This window comes from Polyangiaceae bacterium, from assembly GCA_020633235.1.
GTDB lineage: Bacteria > Myxococcota_A > Polyangia > Polyangiales > Polyangiaceae > JACKEA01.
Window position 1 is genome coordinate 162,818 of the sequence record JACKEA010000003.1, and the last position, 14,777, is coordinate 177,594.

Genomic DNA, 14,777 nt, shown 5'->3' on the forward strand with positions numbered 1-14,777 from the left:
AGGGGCGCACTGCTACACGCCCGGGCAGGTCTGCACGAGCGGTCTCGCAAGCTGTGAGTGTGAGAGCGAATCGAGCACCTGGGCGTGCCAGTTCCCGTAGGCCTGGCCGAGGCGTACTCGTTCAGTGCGGCTTGCTTCGGGCGGTCCCCCGCCTTCGCGGGGCTTCGCGTCTTCGAACGATCACCGAATGGTGCGTGGCGCCTACCGCTCCCGGGCTTGCGCCTCAGTCCGGCGTGCAGCATCTGAAACCGATGTGCGACGAGGGGTTCCCGTTCGTCCCGGGCGCCTTGGCACCGCAAGCCAAAGCGTCTTGGTCTCCGACGAAGCTGCCCCCGAGCGCTTCGTATTGGCTGGGCCCGACGACACCCCACTCCGAGACATTGCCCGAGAGGTCAAACGGCTGGGCGCCGAGCGCAGACGAAGCACACTTTGCGAACGAGCCGACTGGAGCGGTAGTTGCCTTCCCCGCATCGACGCCGTTGCAGGCAGTCGGTTCGTACGTCGCGCCGTACGGATAGCTGCTCGTGCCGCAAGCGGACGCCAGTTGTTCGGCGGTGCATTCTTGCTTGCCCGTCAAGGAGCAGAACCAAAAGGCCACACAGGCCGGAACGCAAACTTGTGGGTGTTGGTCGCAATCCCCCTGGCAGACCTCAGGATGCTTCATACAGTCCGCGTCCGGAGCCAAAGAGCACGATCCTGGTGGCGCCGGGTTCGTCGCGAGGAAAGCGGCAAACCCGGCTCGCGTGACCTCAAACTGATCGATGCAGTAGGTTCCGACGGAGACCATGCCCTGGGGGCATGACTGGCAGATCGGCGTCTTGCCGCCGCAACAGAACAGCGGGTCCGTCGTCGCGTCGCAGTCCACAACGGTGCAATACGGAGTGGCTCCGCTGCACTTGGGCTTTTGCGCAGGGAAACCCTTCACGTCCGCAATCATTGGCGTCCTGCCTTGGCAGAACGCGGTGTTCGGAGTGAAGAAACTACCGGCTGTCCCAGCACTCCCCGTTTCGCATTGGCCGGTTTGCCCTGCCGTCCCGCCACCACCCGTTGCGCCTGCCGTCCCGCCGCCATCCGGTGCGGGTGCGGTTCCGCCACCGCCGGGCGCGGCGCCACTCCCGCCGGGCTCTGCGGCCGCAGCGCCGCCCCCGTCACTACCGCCATTGGGCGCCGCGCCCAAGCCGCCGTCCTTGGCGGCGTTGGAACCGCCACACGCCGCGGCGAGCGCCAAACCCGCAAGCGTCACCGTGAGATAGCGTCGCATCTGGTCTACTGTACTCTTCGCCGCCATGACGTGCTGACACCGGGCCTTCGGCGGAAGGCAAGCGCGTGACACGCGTCAGCTGTGCGTGGGGAGCGGCGCTGCTCCCATGGCTCGATCGACGTTACCAAGTCAGCAAACGCTCAGTCGAAACACCCAAGCCGGCAGTTTCCGGCAATCCAGCAAGCACGCCAGCGTCGTCGCTTCGCTCCGATTCGGCGCCCAAGTGCTCCGGAACGGACGCCCAAGTCGTCGGAACCCGTGCCCAAGTTGAGCGGAATACGCACTGTACCGGGCGGCATGCGCTTTGGAGCCGCAAGTGAAGAAGAACGTTTTGCGAACGCGGTGGAAGATCACGACGCCGCGATTGTCCGACGCTAGTCGGGAGCCGAGGAGCCGGGTCCTGTGTCAGTACCGTGGCGCGCCGGATCGCTGGGTGCTGGCGACAACCACACATCGAGGTCTTTGGTCTCAACGTGGCACGGTCCCTGGCGAACTGTCACCTCCGCTTCGCTCGGCGTGTACCCTGGCCTTTCGACAGTCACGAAGAAGGTACCCGCGCGCTCGCCAAGGCCCAGATACGTGCAATCGAAAGGCATTAGCTGTTCTTGATATTGTCCGTCCGGCGACCTGACTCGTACGCTCGCGTCGCAGACGGGAGAGGCCGCCCCCCGCATGAACACCGCGACGCGAAGCCCGTATATCCCTTCCTCAGTGCACCTTGAATCTGAGCCGCACCCGCTCGAGATGAAAGCGAGCGCGGCACAGGCTAGTTCCGGCCGTATCAGTTCCAGAACCTGTCGTACGTATGAGTTGGATGAACTCATGTGAACATGTCCAATGGAACGGCCCCATCTGCAGACACGTGGCGCCCCGGAAGTGGGCCGAACTACATGCACATGGTGACCGATCGGTAGCGAGAGGTCGAGGCATGGTCGTAGGCGGTGGCCGCTCATAGCTCTCAGGCATGGGGAGAACGGAGCGTCGTTCGGGGATCGAGCGGGAGCGTGCGTGGGCACCGTCCAAGCCTTGGAGCTCTGATTTCATCCCCTGCGCCCTGCTCTCCGCCACGACGTGCGCCCCACCGTTGCGTGCACAGCGCGGCGAGCCGCAGCTACGATCACAAAGCTGAGCAGATGCCCTCGCATTCTCCCCCCGCCCCCTCCCACGTTCTCCTCAATCCTCTACCCCCACCCCTCTCGCTCTGCCCCCCTGCTCCCACCGCCGCCGCGTCGCGCACGTGCCCAGTCGCGACGCGCGCCGAGGTCCATATTCCGGACATTTCAGCCCACTCATTCGCCGAAGCCGCCTTCAATGTCCGGAACATGGACCCCGGGCGAGCCTGACGCACCAGAGCGCCGCGTGGTTCCGCGGCGCACCAACATCCAGCCGAAAAAGAACGGGTCTCAAAAGCGGACCGAGCCGGGCGGCTGAGCCGCCGCGCGGGCAAGACGCGTGCGGGGAGCACCCTGCGCGTGTTGAAGGGCGCGAGGAACGCACCGCAGTGAGCAACGATGCCAGCGCGGATGGACCGGCCGTACGGCGACGGGAGGCTTTGAGACTCGCTCGAAGCTAGCGGCGGCGACGACGTCGCAGCACGGCGAGGCCGGCCACGCCGAGACCAACGATCCACGGCACCGGCTTCACCGGTCCTCGCTCGTCGCCATACGCGACGGTACACCCGCCGCCATTGCTGCCGGCGTCCGCGCCATTGGACGGCGCAAGACAAATGCCGTTGGCATCGCAGCTGAGCCCGCCCGCGCACGCGGTGTTCGCATCACACGTGGCGGTACAGTAGCCGTCCGTGGTCGACCCGGTCGGCGAGTAGCACACGTAGCCGCTGGCGCAGTCCTGCGAACCGGTGCACGCGGCGCCCTGCGGATCGTTGGAGGAAGCGCCCGCAGCGCCGCCCCCGGGATCCACCGGCGGCTCTTCCGGATCGCTCTTGCCGGACAGCGCCCAGAACGGCGGCTCGTAGCCACCCTTCTCTGCTGCCTCGAGGGCCGTCTGGATGATCCAGTCGCGCCACACCCACACGGCGCCATACGTGGGGCTCTCACAGCCTTGGAGCCCACGGGATACGACGCCAATGACCTTGCTGTCCTTGTCCAGCGCCGGGCCGCCGGAATCCCCGGAGCACACGCCGGTGTCCCCGCCCCACTCCGTGGACTGCACTCCGGAGTAGCTCGGGCACGTCTCCCCCGCGCACTGCACCGTGAGGTTCGAAAGGATCATGCGCGAGCCGCCGTAGCCGGAGCCCGTGCTTCCGTAGCCAATGGCGGAGTATGCCTCTCCCGGCTGCACCTCTTGATCGATGCGCGGCACCGCCGGCGCGATGGGCAGCGAGTCCTTGAGGATGACGAGCGCGACGTCGTAGCCGCAGGTGTCGTTGCCCGCATCCGGCACCCGCACGTCCGCCCCCTGGTACCAGTCGGACTGCTGGGACACGGAGATGTCGTCCGTGACGTAGACGTTGTTTCCGCTGTATGGGCTACCGAAACCGGACTGGCCGCACACCACGTAGTCCGTGCTGCCGAGAGACGGCGCGATGCAGTGGCGTGCCGTGAGCACCAGATTCGGGGCAATCAGAGTGCCGGAGCACATGGCGCCGCCGTACTTGCCAACCTGCATGTACATGCCCAGCACGTACAGATGATCCGGATCCGCCTGGCCGCCTTGAATGCTCTGCTGGCTCGTCACCACCCGACCGGAAGGCTCGCTGCCAGAAGCGCTGCAGCCAACAGCAGCAAGAAGAAGGATCGGAGCGACGAGGAGCGAGCGCTTCATGAGGCCTACCTTGAGTGGTTCGGTGTCACCGCCCGCGAGAGCCGCTGATCAGCGCGCGGGGCCCGAACGATCTACGAGCGAAGCGCCGTCGTGGCCAGCGCTTTCGTGCAGTGGATCGCAGAGTGCAAGCCCGCTACTGTCCAGGCGAGTGGGATGGGCGCAGCGCCACTGAAACATTTCCGCTCTGCTGAACATGCCGACGTTCCATCTCCTGCAACCCGTACGCGCGCCCCGCAGCGTGGTGTGGCACGCGTGCAGCGACGCCTTGGGACTCGCAGCGTGGCAGGCGGACGAAGTGAGCGGCGACGTCGAGCGCGGAGCTCGACTGACTTTTCGCTGGCCGTCCCTCGGGGCCGAGATCGAAGTGAAAGTGATCGACATCGAGCACGGCGAACGCGTGGTGTTCGGTTGGGGCGATCGCCGAGTGACGCTGACGCTCTCCGACGGCGGCGTGGCACTAGCGCACTCTGCCCTGCCCTACGGCGACGAGTACGCCGGGACCGGCTCTTCCTGGGCGCTGTCCCTCGCGAACCTCGCCCACTACTGCGAGCACCACGCCCGCCGGCCGCGGGTGGTGCACTGGCTGATATCGCGGGCTCGCACGGACAACGAGACCGCCCACGTCTTCTTCAGCGACGATAGCGCTCTCGGTGCCTGGTTGGGCAAGGGCAACGGCATTGGGCCGGCAGGCTCGGACTATCGACTGGAGCTGTCGCCCGACCACACCCTCAGCGGCCGTGTGCTGGCTCACACGCCGGATCGAGACGTACTGCTTTCCTGGAGCGAGGACGACGACTCCACCCTGAGCCTGCGCACGCTCCCGAGCCCGCTGTCGGACGACGAAATCACCGTGGCCCTCACCTGGTCACGCTGGAGCGACAAACCCGCGCTGCCCGGAGCGTGGATTGCCCTGTCCGCGGCCCATCAGCGCTTGGTCACGCTGCTGGACGGCTCCGCGGACGCCTGAGCGTCCTGGCAGCACCGCGTTCCCGTGGAGTAGTCGTAATACACGGCGGAGTGCGAAGAGATGCGCGCTTCGCAGCCCTTGGTGGTGCCGCGGGAGTAGAAGCCACCCACGAACACACCCGCGTCGTCGGCGATCCACTCGTCCAAATTGCCGACCATGTCCCAGATGCGGTCGTCGCCCCACACACTGGCGCAGCCGACCGTGCCTCCCGTCAGACGCAGCAGCGGGTCGTCCCCTTCCAGCACGAGGTTCAGCCGGGGATCCGTGTGCCCCATGCTGGCGTTGTCGTGGAGCACGGCGGCCGGATGGATGGAGCGAAAGACGTTGCAGCGGCCCGCCACGTAGTTGCCGCCGTAGGGATAGGGCAGATCCCGGGCGCCACGACACGCAGTGACCCACTCCTCTTCCGTACACAAGCGCTTGCCCGCGTTCTCGCAGGCCTTCTTCGCGAGGTAGTAAGTGAGGTAACCCGATGGCACCACGCCGGGAGCGGATACCGCCTTGGCCTCGAAGCGCTCTGTCCGCTGCCACGCGGGGAGCTCGGGGAGCGGCATGGCGCGGGCTCCGGCGCTGCCGTTGACCCATTTCTCCACCTCCCAGACCTCGCGAATCCGGTGCAGCAGCAGTGGATGCGCCGGGTAGTAGGGCGACAGCGCGCGTCCGCTCTTCGCGTCCACCAGGGACGCCTCCCAACGGTCGATGCAGAAGCCGTGAACCTTGGCCATCTCCTGGGGGCAGGACGCCGCGGCCATCGCGGAGCGTGGGAGCAGGAGCAGCAGTGCCCAGAGGAAGCGGCGCATCCGTTTCGAGGGTTACGAGAGGGTGGTTCGTTCGTCAATCCGCAGCATACTTCGGGCACCGTGACGTACTCCAAGGAACGCGCGCGACTGGCACAGCGGGTGGCCGAGAACGTGCCGGGTTGCGACCCACGCATTCTCGAAGCCATCGCCGCCGTCCCGCGCCACGAGTTCTTGCCGCAGGCGGAATGGGACGCTGCCTACGACGATCGGGCGTTGCCCATTGGTGAGGGTCAGACCATCAGCCAGCCATCGATGATCGCGATAATGCTGCAGGCCCTACAGTGCCCCGCAGGGGGCCGCGCGCTGGAGGTCGGGGCCGGATGTGGATACGCCGCAGCGCTGCTGGCAGCGCTGGCTCGGGAGGTCCACGCCGTGGAGATTCGACCCGCCCTGGCGGAACGAGCACGCGCGACACTGGCGCGGCTGGGGATCGACAACGTCACGATCCACGTACGGGACGGGAGTGGTGGCCTGCCTGAGCACGCACCCTACGACGCCGTCTTGGTCAGCGCTGCGCCGCGCAGCGTGCCGCCGGCGTTGGCAGAGCAGCTGGCAGTCGGAGGACGTTTGGCTGTTCCCGTCGGCGACGACTGGTCCCAGCGTTTGCTCGTCGCCGAGCGACCTGCCACCGGCGAGCTCGAGTGGCGCGAGAGCGTGCCCTGCATGTTCGTGCCGCTGGTGGTGGAGTAGAGCTCAAGCGGAGCCGACGGTGCGCGTCGTGAACGCGATGGGCGTGGTGCCGGCCCGCGCGTACGCTGCCGCCCAGGCGTCTTCCCGCGACACGTCGAACAACAGATCGGCGTGCAGGTCCGTCGGCAGCCAAGCCCCAGCGCGGATCTCGTCCTCCAGCTGCATGGGGGCCCAACCGGCGTAGCCCACCAAGCCGACGATACTCTTGGGATGCACCCCTTCCGCGACGGCTTCGAGCACCTTGCGCGAGGCGGATGCGGTGATGCCCTCGCCGACCTCGAACTGCCCTTCCAACCCCTCGAGCCGCTCTTCCGTGCGGTACACCAGCCACACCTGCTCGGGGGACACCGGGCCGCCCACGCGCACGCTACCCGGCAGGTCCAGATGCTCCGAGGTGACCTCGGCTCGCACCAAGAGCTCCGGTAGGGTCATCACGTCTCGTCCGTTGATGATCCATCCGAAAGCGCCTTCGGGACCATGAGCCGCCAGCAGCACCACCGAGCGATCGAAGTTCGGATCACCCAGCGGCGGCGCCGCGACGAGAAGTCCGGGAGCGAGGACCGACGTCACCCTGCGAGGGTACAGCTTCTGGGTCGTCGAGTCACACGACGACTGCGCCGGCGTAGCCGACCACCGCCTCGTAGTCCCCGGAAACATCGCCAGAGTTGCCGTAGCGCACGAGCTCGGCGTGGGACGCTCCGAGCTCCAAGGCCGCGACCAGCGCCACCGTGGTGGGAATGTAGCCGCACATCGAGATGTCCTCTCGCCGCACGACCTCGAAGAGGCCGTCCGGATCCAGCGCCAGGAGCCGCTCGAGGGCCAACGTGTCCCGTCGCCGTGCCTGCTCCGCCGAGATGTAGTGGGACATGTCCGTGCTGGCGACCACCAACACGTCGTCGAGGCCCACCTCGCGGATGGCCCGAGCGAGCCCGCGACCCACCTGGTGGCAATCCCGGAGTGAAAGCTGGGACAGGACGACGGGCACCACCAGAACGTCCGGATTGAGCGCTCGCAGGAAGGGCAACTGGACCTCCACCGCGTGCTCTCGAAGGTGAGCGAGATGGTCTTCTTCGAGCTCGGCGTGGTCGCGAACGTGCTCTGCCAGCTCGCGATCCACGATCACGTCGCCACCGGGGAGCTGCCAGCGACCGCTCACCCAGATGGATCGGCGCACCCCCATGCCGGTGTGGTTCGGACACATCACCACGACCCGCTTGGGAACCCTGACGCGGGCGTAGACCTCGCCCGCAATGGCTCCGCTGTAGACCCACCCGGCGTGCGGTGCGACCACGACGCGGGCTGCCTCCGGCGGCTCCGCACGCGGTTGGAGCATTTCTTGGAGCATGGCGTTCATACGCGCGGGCTCTCCGGGATAGAATCTCCCGGCCACCGCTGGTGCTCTGAGATCGCTCACGGGGCGAGTGTACGCCCGGCTCCCGAAGGCGCCAGCTTGGCAGAACGGTGAACTGGAACAGGAAGTGCGCGCTCGCTCTCGTGCACTGCTGCGCGGCATGCAGCAGCGGCAAGGCCAGCTCAGCGACGCCCAGCCCGGCGTGCCTGAGCCTACAAACCCAGATCGCGAGAAGTGGCGCGACGTCGGCGGCGTGGGTAAGCCCTGCGATCCGCCCGCCGTGGTCTCAGCTTCCGGCAGCCCTGCGAGAAGGCCACGGAGAGGTGTCCGTCTGCCTCGTCCGCCATCGAATGCGCTGCGGACGGCGGCAGCTGAGCCCTTTTCCGCCGGCCCATCGGCCCGGCTCGGGAAAAGCTGGCCTCAAGGGGCTGCCGCGAGGGCCCCGCCTACTGCTAGAGTGGCTGCCGAGATGCGGGTGACCTTCTACGGAGTGCGCGGCTCGGTGCCAGCGCCGGGGCCGTCGACCGCACGGTATGGCGGCAATACCTCGTGCGTGGGGGTGAGCCTTTCGGACGGAAGTCTGATCATCCTCGACGCGGGAACTGGCATCCGGACTCTCGGCAACGAGCTGGTGAAGCTCCCCGGCTCGACCAAGGCGCATCTGCTCCTGAGCCACACGCACTGGGACCACATTCTGGGGCTGCCGTTCTTTCCGCCCCTGTGGCAGAGCGAGACCCACCTGCTCGTGTATCCGTTGTCGAGCGACGCGCAAGAGCGCTTCCAGCGCACCATCTTCGACGACATCCATTTTCCGGTGAGCGCGAACGACATTCCTTCGCGCATCGAGTTCGAGAAGCCGACGAGCGAGGACTGGCGCATCGGCTCGGCACGCGTTCAGCGCATCGCGTTGAACCACCCCGGCGGAGCTCAGGGCTTCCGCATCGACGACGACGACGGCTCCTCGCTGGCCTACCTCACGGACAACGAGCTCGGCGTCGAAAACGCCACCCAGGGGACGCGGGATCAGCTGGCGAAATTCGCGGACGGTGCGAGCCTTCTGATCCACGACTCGCAGTACCTGCGGGAGGACATGCCGGACAAGCTCGGTTGGGGTCACTCCGTGGTGGACGACGTGCTGGAGCTGGGCGTCCTGGCGGAGCCGGCGCGCCTCGCGTTGTTCCACCACGACCCGGATCGCAGCGACGACGCGCTGGACGCCATCGGGGATCACGCCCGGCACTGGCTCCGGGAGCATTCCTCGGAGACGGATCTGGTGGTCGCCCGCGAGGGCCTCACGCTCGTTCTCGGTTAGAAGGTCAGGTCGGCGGAGGCCAGGAACGTGCGCCCGCTCTGCGGCAACGCCCGCTGACGGAACTCCGCGCTGACCGGCAGCGAGTAGCGCCAGTCGAAGGCGTTGTACACGCCCAGGGCCCAATGCAGCCCCCACCGGGGCTCGAAGCCGCTGAAGACCACGTCCCAGATCGCAAACGTCTTGCTGCGCCCCTGCGGGTCCTCCCCCACGTTCTCGTAGCGGTCGAAGCGCGGCCCTTCCAGACTGAGCCGCGTCGACGCGGTCACGTCGCGCGACAGAATGGGGACCGCGCCCTTGAGCGACGCGAGGTGGGTGGGCGCATTGGCCACGTCACGCTTCGCCGGGTCCCTCTCGAGCGAGGTCAGCGCCTTCATGCTGTCGTTCTTCAAGAAGCGGGCCTGCTGAAGTCCGTAGCTCACCGCCAGCATCCAGCCTTGGCGCCAATCCCTGCGCACCTCGACCTCGCTGCCGTAGGTCACCAGCGGCGTCTTCGAGTTCTGGTATTGCAGCGGTTCCGCTTGCGTGCCCGAGCCCTCGAAGTCGATCAACTGGGTCACGTAGTTGCCGTACACCGACAGGGTTCCGGTGACGGTCGGAGAGAAGCGGTGGCTGTGCTCGATCTCCGCGGAGTAGATGTTCTCCGGGGACAGATCCGGGCTCGCGATCTGCGTGGCACCGCCGTCGTTGTAGTAGAGCTCGTAGATGCTCGGCGCGCGAAACGCCTTGCCGCCCAATATCTTGAGCACGCCGGCGTCGTACGGGCGAGTGATCACCGCCACCCGCGGGTTCACCGAGCGGCCAAAGGTGGAGTAGGCGTCCAGCCGCGCCCCCGCGGACACCCGCAGGCGCTCCGACGCGGTGACGTCCAAGAGGCCGTAGGCCGCACCCACTTGGTACGGACGTCCCGCGCTGCCGGTCTCGTCCAGGTAGGTTCCGCCGTCGTCCTTCGCCTCCTGCTCGACCTGAAAGTGGAGCTGCCCCTCGGCGCCGGCCGTCAGCTTCAGTCCAGAGAGCGGCGACAGCACCACGCGTTGCTCGAGCCCGGTCCAGGTGCCGCGGAAGCGATCCGTTTCCACGCCCCCGTCTACCGGGTCCCGCACGTAGTCACCGACGAACCGGTAGTGGTTCAGGTGCACACGGGTGAGCAGCGACACCGCCTTCGACAGACGCGGCTCTGCCTTGGCTTCGACAAAAGCACGAGTATCCGTCTGGCGCGTCCCGGGGTCCCCGAGGACGGTCTCGAACTCCCCCGCCGGGAGCACCTTTTCGTATCGGTGAAAGAACCACTGAGCGGTCAGGAACTTCCACCAAACGCGCCCGGAGACGGTGGCCGCTTCGAAACCGTCGACGTCCCGAGCATGACCGGCAATCTCCGGCGGAGTGTCCGCAACGTACTCCGGGAAGAAGAAGTCGCGACCGCTCGATCGCCCGAGCGCCACGCTGGTCCACGCGCCCGCGTCCTTGCCCAGCTTCAGATTGGCCCGCGCCCGAGCACGCGCCACGCCGTCCAAGTTGGTGGACACGCCCGCCTCGCCGCTGGTGTGGGCGGCGCGGCGCGTGACCAAGTTCACCACTCCGGAGAACGCGTTGGTGCCGTACAGCACGGACCCGGGACCGCGAACCAGCTCGATGCGCTCGAGATCCGCCAGGTCCGTTCGAGCGTCGTAGCCCACGTAGCTCGAGCCGAGCCAGTTGTCGTTCGAGGGGTGCCCGTCGATCAGCACCAGAAGCCGATTGCCGTAGCTCCCAAGACGCCCGAGGGACCGCACCCCGAGCGAAACGTAGGAGCGGTCGTCCCAGCCATAGACGCCACGCACGCCCCGAAGCGCCTCCGCAACGGTCGGATAGGCCATCGCCCGGAGCTCGCGGTAGGGAATGATGCTCACCGAGCTCGGTGCGTCTTCGACGCTCTGCAGCTCTCGAGACGCAGCGATGACCTCTTCGTTCTGGGTCAGCGCGATCTCGACTTTCTCCTGCTGCTCCGGGTCGAGCTCGACCTTGCGCTCCACCGCACGAAACCCCGGCAAGCTGACGCGCACCACGTGCTTGCCCACGGGCACCTTAACGATGGCGGGAGTGAACCCTTCGGGGCGACCATCCACCTCGATCAAGGCTCCGGTTTCGTCCGTGCTCACCACCAGGGATCCCGTTATCGGAGCCAGATCCGGCTTGATGGTGATGGTCTTGTCACGCTCCACCCGCACGTCGACCGTGGAGGTGCGGAAGCCCTTCTTCTCCACCAAGACGGGATGGCGCCCGGGGGGTACGGGCAGTGAGCATGGCACCACGCAGCTCGCGTCGAAGCTGCCGTCGCCCACGCGGGCGGTGGCACCCGTGGCGGCGCCCTCCACCCGCACGGTGCCGAGTATGGGACGGAGCTTCAGCCGGATCGTGGCCACCTGTCCGACCTTGGCGCGCTCCACCTTGTGGCTCGCCGGCTCGTAGCCCTGCTTCTCGGCGATGATCTTGTAGCTGCCCGGCGCCAGGCCGAGCTGTCGCGGGCTCTCACCTCGGGGCCCGAGATCCTTGCGATCCACGTACAGCGTGGCGCCTGGCGGATCCGTCTCGACGTCGATGATGGCGACGTTCGATGCGAGCTGTTTCATCGCTTGGCCGATGCGGCGCTTGGCGCCGGCGTCCTTCTCGCTCTCCAGTGCCACGGAGTAGTAGCGGTACGCTTCCGGGTACTGACGCAGCTGCTCGTAGGTCCGCGCGATGTTGAACACCACGTTCTTGTTCGGAACCAGCCGGTTGGACGCCAAGAAGTGCGACAGCGCGTCCTTGTAGTCACCCCGCTGGTACGCCTCTGCCCCGAGCTGGAAGCGGAGGTCCGCTTCGTCCGCCAGATCGTCCGCACGGGCGAAGCCTCCGGACAGCTGTAGGCAGGCCGCGACGCAGATCGCGGTGAGGAACGAAGAAGCTCGTTTCATCAGCGCTTGAGGCGAATATCGGGAGCGGGGGTTGGAGCAGCAGTGGGTTTGGGCTTGGCGGCAGGCACGACGACGCGAGGCGCTTGTCGGGCCGGCAGTGCGCTTGCGCTGGGCGCTTCAGGCGCTGGCTCCGCGCTCGGCGTCGGTGTCGGCAGCGGAGCGGCTTGCGTGGCGACGGGCGGCGGAGCGGGCTGCGCCACCGCTTCCACCGTGGGGGTGACCTTGGGCGCGTCTTGGCGTTGGATCACGAACGCCAACACCACTCCGAGAATCACTGCGGCCAGCAGCCCCAGAGCGAGCTTGGGCAGGGTAGCGCTGTTCGGCTCGCGACCGACCGTCGCCGCCAACGGCGCTTCCGTCACGCCGGTGGGGGCGGCGCGCAGAGCGTCGCGGTTTTGCAGCAGCCGGTTGTAGCTGACCGTCGCCCCTTCGGGGTCGACGCTGGGGTCTAGCGGCGGGTCCACCTCCGCACGCTCGGGCCCGCTCACGGGCGCCTCCGCCAGAGCCCATGGTGCAAGAGCCTCTTGCAGCTCCGCCACGCTCTGGTAGCGCGCCTCTGGATTCTTCGCCAAGCACCGCCCGATCACGCGCATCAGCTGTTCCGGTACGTCGGCGCGACGAATCGGAGAGGGCGGGTCCGCTGCGATGGCGGCGCACACGGCAGGCAAGCTGTCACCGTTGAAGGGCGGCTTTCCCGTGAGCAGCTGGTACAGGATGACACCAAAGGCCCAGACGTCGGTGCGGTGATCCACGCTGCGCGCGTCTCGCACCTGCTCCGGCGACATGTACAGCGGCGAGCCCATCATCACGCTGGACGTGGTCAGCTCCACGCTGGCGGAATCCGCCAGCGCCTTGGAGATGCCGAAGTCCACCACCTTCACGAGCGGCGTGCCGTCCCGCCGCTGCGTCAGGAACAGGTTCGATGGCTTCAGGTCTCGATGCACGATGCCGAGCTCGTGCGCCTCGCCCACGGCGTCGCAGGCTTGGCACACGTAGTCCACCGCGACATCCACCGGCAGCGGTCCCTTGGTCTTGACCAGCCGCCGCAGATCTTGCCCCTTGAGCAGCTCCATCACCATGTACGGCAGACCGTCGTGCAGGGTGCCCACGTCGTAGATACGCACGACGTGGTCGCTGCTGAGCCCGGCGGCGGCGCGCGCCTCGCGCAGGAAGCGCTCGACGGCGTGGGGCTCTTCGGTGAGCTCGCTCGGAAGCAGCACCTTGATCGCCACGCGTTGCCCGAGCTGCATGTGCTGTGCAGCCACGACGATGCCCATTCCGCCCATCGCGACGACTTCGTCGACGCGGTACTTTTCCGCGATGACGTCACCGATGGCGACGGGCGAGCCCGGAGGAGCGGACTTGGAAACTGCTGCACCCATGGGGACTTGTCGGCACTGACGCGAAGCGCCAACGCACGATTCTACGACGACGTCGGGCAACGATCCACGCCTCCCGCGAAGGCACATGACGCGCCGCTTCCTTCGCGAGATCTGGTGGAGGGCGCGATCCACCTGTAAAACATCGGCATGCGGGCTTACGGCTTGATCTTGATCCTTGCGCTTTTCGCCGTGGCCTGCTCCGCGGCCAGCAACGAATCCGACGGCTCCGGCGGCGGCTCCAGCGGGGGCGGCAGCGGCAGCGGAAGCGGCGGGGGCGGCGGGATCATTCAAACCGGCGGCACGGGTGGCGGCGGAGGAGTGATCGAGACGGGTGGCACCGGCGGCGGTGGTGGCAGCGGCAACAGCTGCGCCGGGGTGAGTCAGAAAGCCGACAACACCGTGCTGCCGGCCGACGTGATCTGGACCATCGATACCTCCTGCAGCATGGTGGAAGAGACGGCGGCAGTTCGCGCGAACATGAACGCGTTCAGCAAGCAGATTTCGAATGCCGGCATCGACATTCGCATCGTGCTCATCGCAGAGCAGTACAAGCCTCCGCCGTTCCCTGGCTTTCCCGATGACGGGATCTGCATCGACGCGCCGTTGGGCTCGGGGTTCTGCCCCGGAGACACCAATCCGGTTGCGTACAACCACCTGTACCAGACAGTGGCCAGCACGAACTCTTTGCAGCTGATCCTGTCCACCTATCCGACGTGGAAAACGGTGCTCCGGCCCAACTCGCTGAAGATCTTCACCGTGGTCACGGACGACAACTCCGCGCTCCCGGCGAAGGACTTCACCGACGGCGTCAACGCCCTCGATCCAGTGGTGATCAAGCCGAACTCCTGGAAGGTGTACGGCATCTACTGCTTCAACGACTGCCCCAGCGCGGCCTCCCCGGGCACCGTGTATCAGACCTTGGTGCAGCAGACCGGCGGCGTAGCCGGCGACCTGTGCCTCCAAAACTTCAAGCCGGTGTTCGACAAGCTGGCGGCGGGCATCGTCGGCTCCGCCAAGCTCGACTGCGCCTGGACCATCCCACCGCCGCCCGCAGGAGAGACCTTCAACAAGACGAAGGTCAACGTGATCTACACCCCTGGTGGCGGCGCGCCGCAGCCGCCCATCGGCAAGGTCGCCAACAAGGCGGCCTGCGGCGCGCAGGGCGGCTGGTACTACGACGACGAGAACAACCCCAGCAGCGTGCTCCTGTGCGACAACACCTGTCAGGCGATCCAGTCGGACCCCAGCGGGCAGATCGACATCCAGTTCGGCTGCGATACCGTCCAGGTTCCGCGCTGAG

General features: G+C 67.0%; 11 protein-coding genes. 4 read left to right on the forward strand and 7 right to left on the reverse strand.

What is annotated here, in order from left to right:
* Positions 1-223: 223 nt before the first annotated feature.
* Positions 224-1,261, reverse strand: a complete 1,038-nt coding sequence (locus H6717_17570; protein ID MCB9578842.1) for an SUMF1/EgtB/PvdO family nonheme iron enzyme — start codon at positions 1,259-1,261, stop codon at positions 224-226.
* 1,569 nt (positions 1,262-2,830) lie between these two features.
* Positions 2,831-4,045, reverse strand: coding sequence for a trypsin-like serine protease (locus tag H6717_17575; GenBank protein ID MCB9578843.1), 1,215 nt, complete (start codon positions 4,043-4,045; stop codon positions 2,831-2,833).
* 193 nt (positions 4,046-4,238) lie between these two features.
* Between H6717_17575 and H6717_17580 the strand changes: the two genes are divergently transcribed.
* On the forward strand, positions 4,239-5,012 hold the full coding sequence (locus H6717_17580; GenBank protein MCB9578844.1) for an SRPBCC domain-containing protein: 774 nt from the start codon (positions 4,239-4,241) through the stop codon (positions 5,010-5,012).
* Here H6717_17580 and H6717_17585 read toward each other — a convergent pair.
* A complete protein-coding gene (locus H6717_17585) occupies positions 4,970-5,812 on the reverse strand; it encodes a hypothetical protein (protein MCB9578845.1) in 843 nt (280 codons plus the stop codon). The two genes, H6717_17580 and H6717_17585, sit on opposite strands and share 43 nt — an antisense overlap.
* A gap of 60 nt (positions 5,813-5,872) precedes the next feature.
* Here H6717_17585 and H6717_17590 point away from each other — a divergent pair, with 60 nt between their 5' ends.
* Positions 5,873-6,502 carry a protein-L-isoaspartate(D-aspartate) O-methyltransferase gene (locus tag H6717_17590; protein ID MCB9578846.1) on the forward strand — a complete coding sequence of 210 codons (630 nt, stop codon included), beginning with the start codon at positions 5,873-5,875 and terminating at the stop codon, positions 6,500-6,502.
* A gap of 3 nt (positions 6,503-6,505) precedes the next feature.
* Here H6717_17590 and H6717_17595 read toward each other — a convergent pair whose 3' ends face one another.
* Positions 6,506-7,072 carry a YqgE/AlgH family protein gene (locus H6717_17595; protein MCB9578847.1) on the reverse strand — a complete coding sequence of 189 codons (567 nt, stop codon included), beginning with the start codon at positions 7,070-7,072 and terminating at the stop codon, positions 6,506-6,508.
* A 31-nt stretch (positions 7,073-7,103) separates the two neighbouring features.
* Positions 7,104-8,015, reverse strand: coding sequence for an AmmeMemoRadiSam system protein B (gene amrB / locus H6717_17600; protein ID MCB9578848.1), 912 nt, complete (start codon positions 8,013-8,015; stop codon positions 7,104-7,106).
* Positions 8,016-8,322: 307 nt separating this feature from the next.
* Here amrB and H6717_17605 point away from each other — a divergent pair, with 307 nt between their 5' ends.
* Entirely contained in the window at positions 8,323-9,165 is an 843-nt protein-coding gene (locus tag H6717_17605) for an MBL fold metallo-hydrolase (GenBank protein MCB9578849.1), read from the forward strand.
* Here the strand turns inward: H6717_17605 and H6717_17610 are convergent.
* A complete protein-coding gene (locus H6717_17610) occupies positions 9,162-12,095 on the reverse strand; it encodes a TonB-dependent receptor (protein ID MCB9578850.1) in 2,934 nt (977 codons plus the stop codon). The genes H6717_17605 and H6717_17610 overlap by 4 nt on opposite strands.
* Positions 12,095-13,477, reverse strand: a complete 1,383-nt coding sequence (locus H6717_17615) for a protein kinase (protein MCB9578851.1) — start codon at positions 13,475-13,477, stop codon at positions 12,095-12,097. Before H6717_17615 ends, H6717_17610 begins: the two co-directional genes overlap by 1 nt.
* A 147-nt stretch (positions 13,478-13,624) precedes the next feature.
* Between H6717_17615 and H6717_17620 the strand changes: the two genes are divergently transcribed.
* The gene (locus H6717_17620; protein MCB9578852.1) at positions 13,625-14,776 is read left to right on the forward strand and encodes a hypothetical protein; all 1,152 of its coding nucleotides are present in this window, start codon (positions 13,625-13,627) and stop codon (positions 14,774-14,776) included.
* Position 14,777: the final 1 nt, after the last annotated feature.

Coding starts and splice junctions, on each gene's coding strand:
- H6717_17575 (MCB9578843.1), bottom strand. CDS start 4,045: ATGAAGCGCTCGCTCCTCGTCGCTCCGATCCTTCTTCTTGCTGCTGTT.
- H6717_17570 (MCB9578842.1), bottom strand. CDS start 1,261: ATGCGACGCTATCTCACGGTGACGCTTGCGGGTTTGGCGCTCGCCGCG.
- H6717_17620 (MCB9578852.1), top strand. CDS start 13,625: ATGCGGGCTTACGGCTTGATCTTGATCCTTGCGCTTTTCGCCGTGGCC.
- H6717_17610 (MCB9578850.1), bottom strand. CDS start 12,095: ATGAAACGAGCTTCTTCGTTCCTCACCGCGATCTGCGTCGCGGCCTGC.
- H6717_17615 (MCB9578851.1), bottom strand. CDS start 13,477: ATGGGTGCAGCAGTTTCCAAGTCCGCTCCTCCGGGCTCGCCCGTCGCC.
- H6717_17605 (MCB9578849.1), top strand. CDS start 8,323: ATGCGGGTGACCTTCTACGGAGTGCGCGGCTCGGTGCCAGCGCCGGGG.
- amrB (MCB9578848.1), bottom strand. CDS start 8,015: ATGCCGCGCAGCAGTGCACGAGAGCGAGCGCGCACTTCCTGTTCCAGT.
- H6717_17585 (MCB9578845.1), bottom strand. CDS start 5,812: ATGCGCCGCTTCCTCTGGGCACTGCTGCTCCTGCTCCCACGCTCCGCG.
- H6717_17580 (MCB9578844.1), top strand. CDS start 4,239: ATGCCGACGTTCCATCTCCTGCAACCCGTACGCGCGCCCCGCAGCGTG.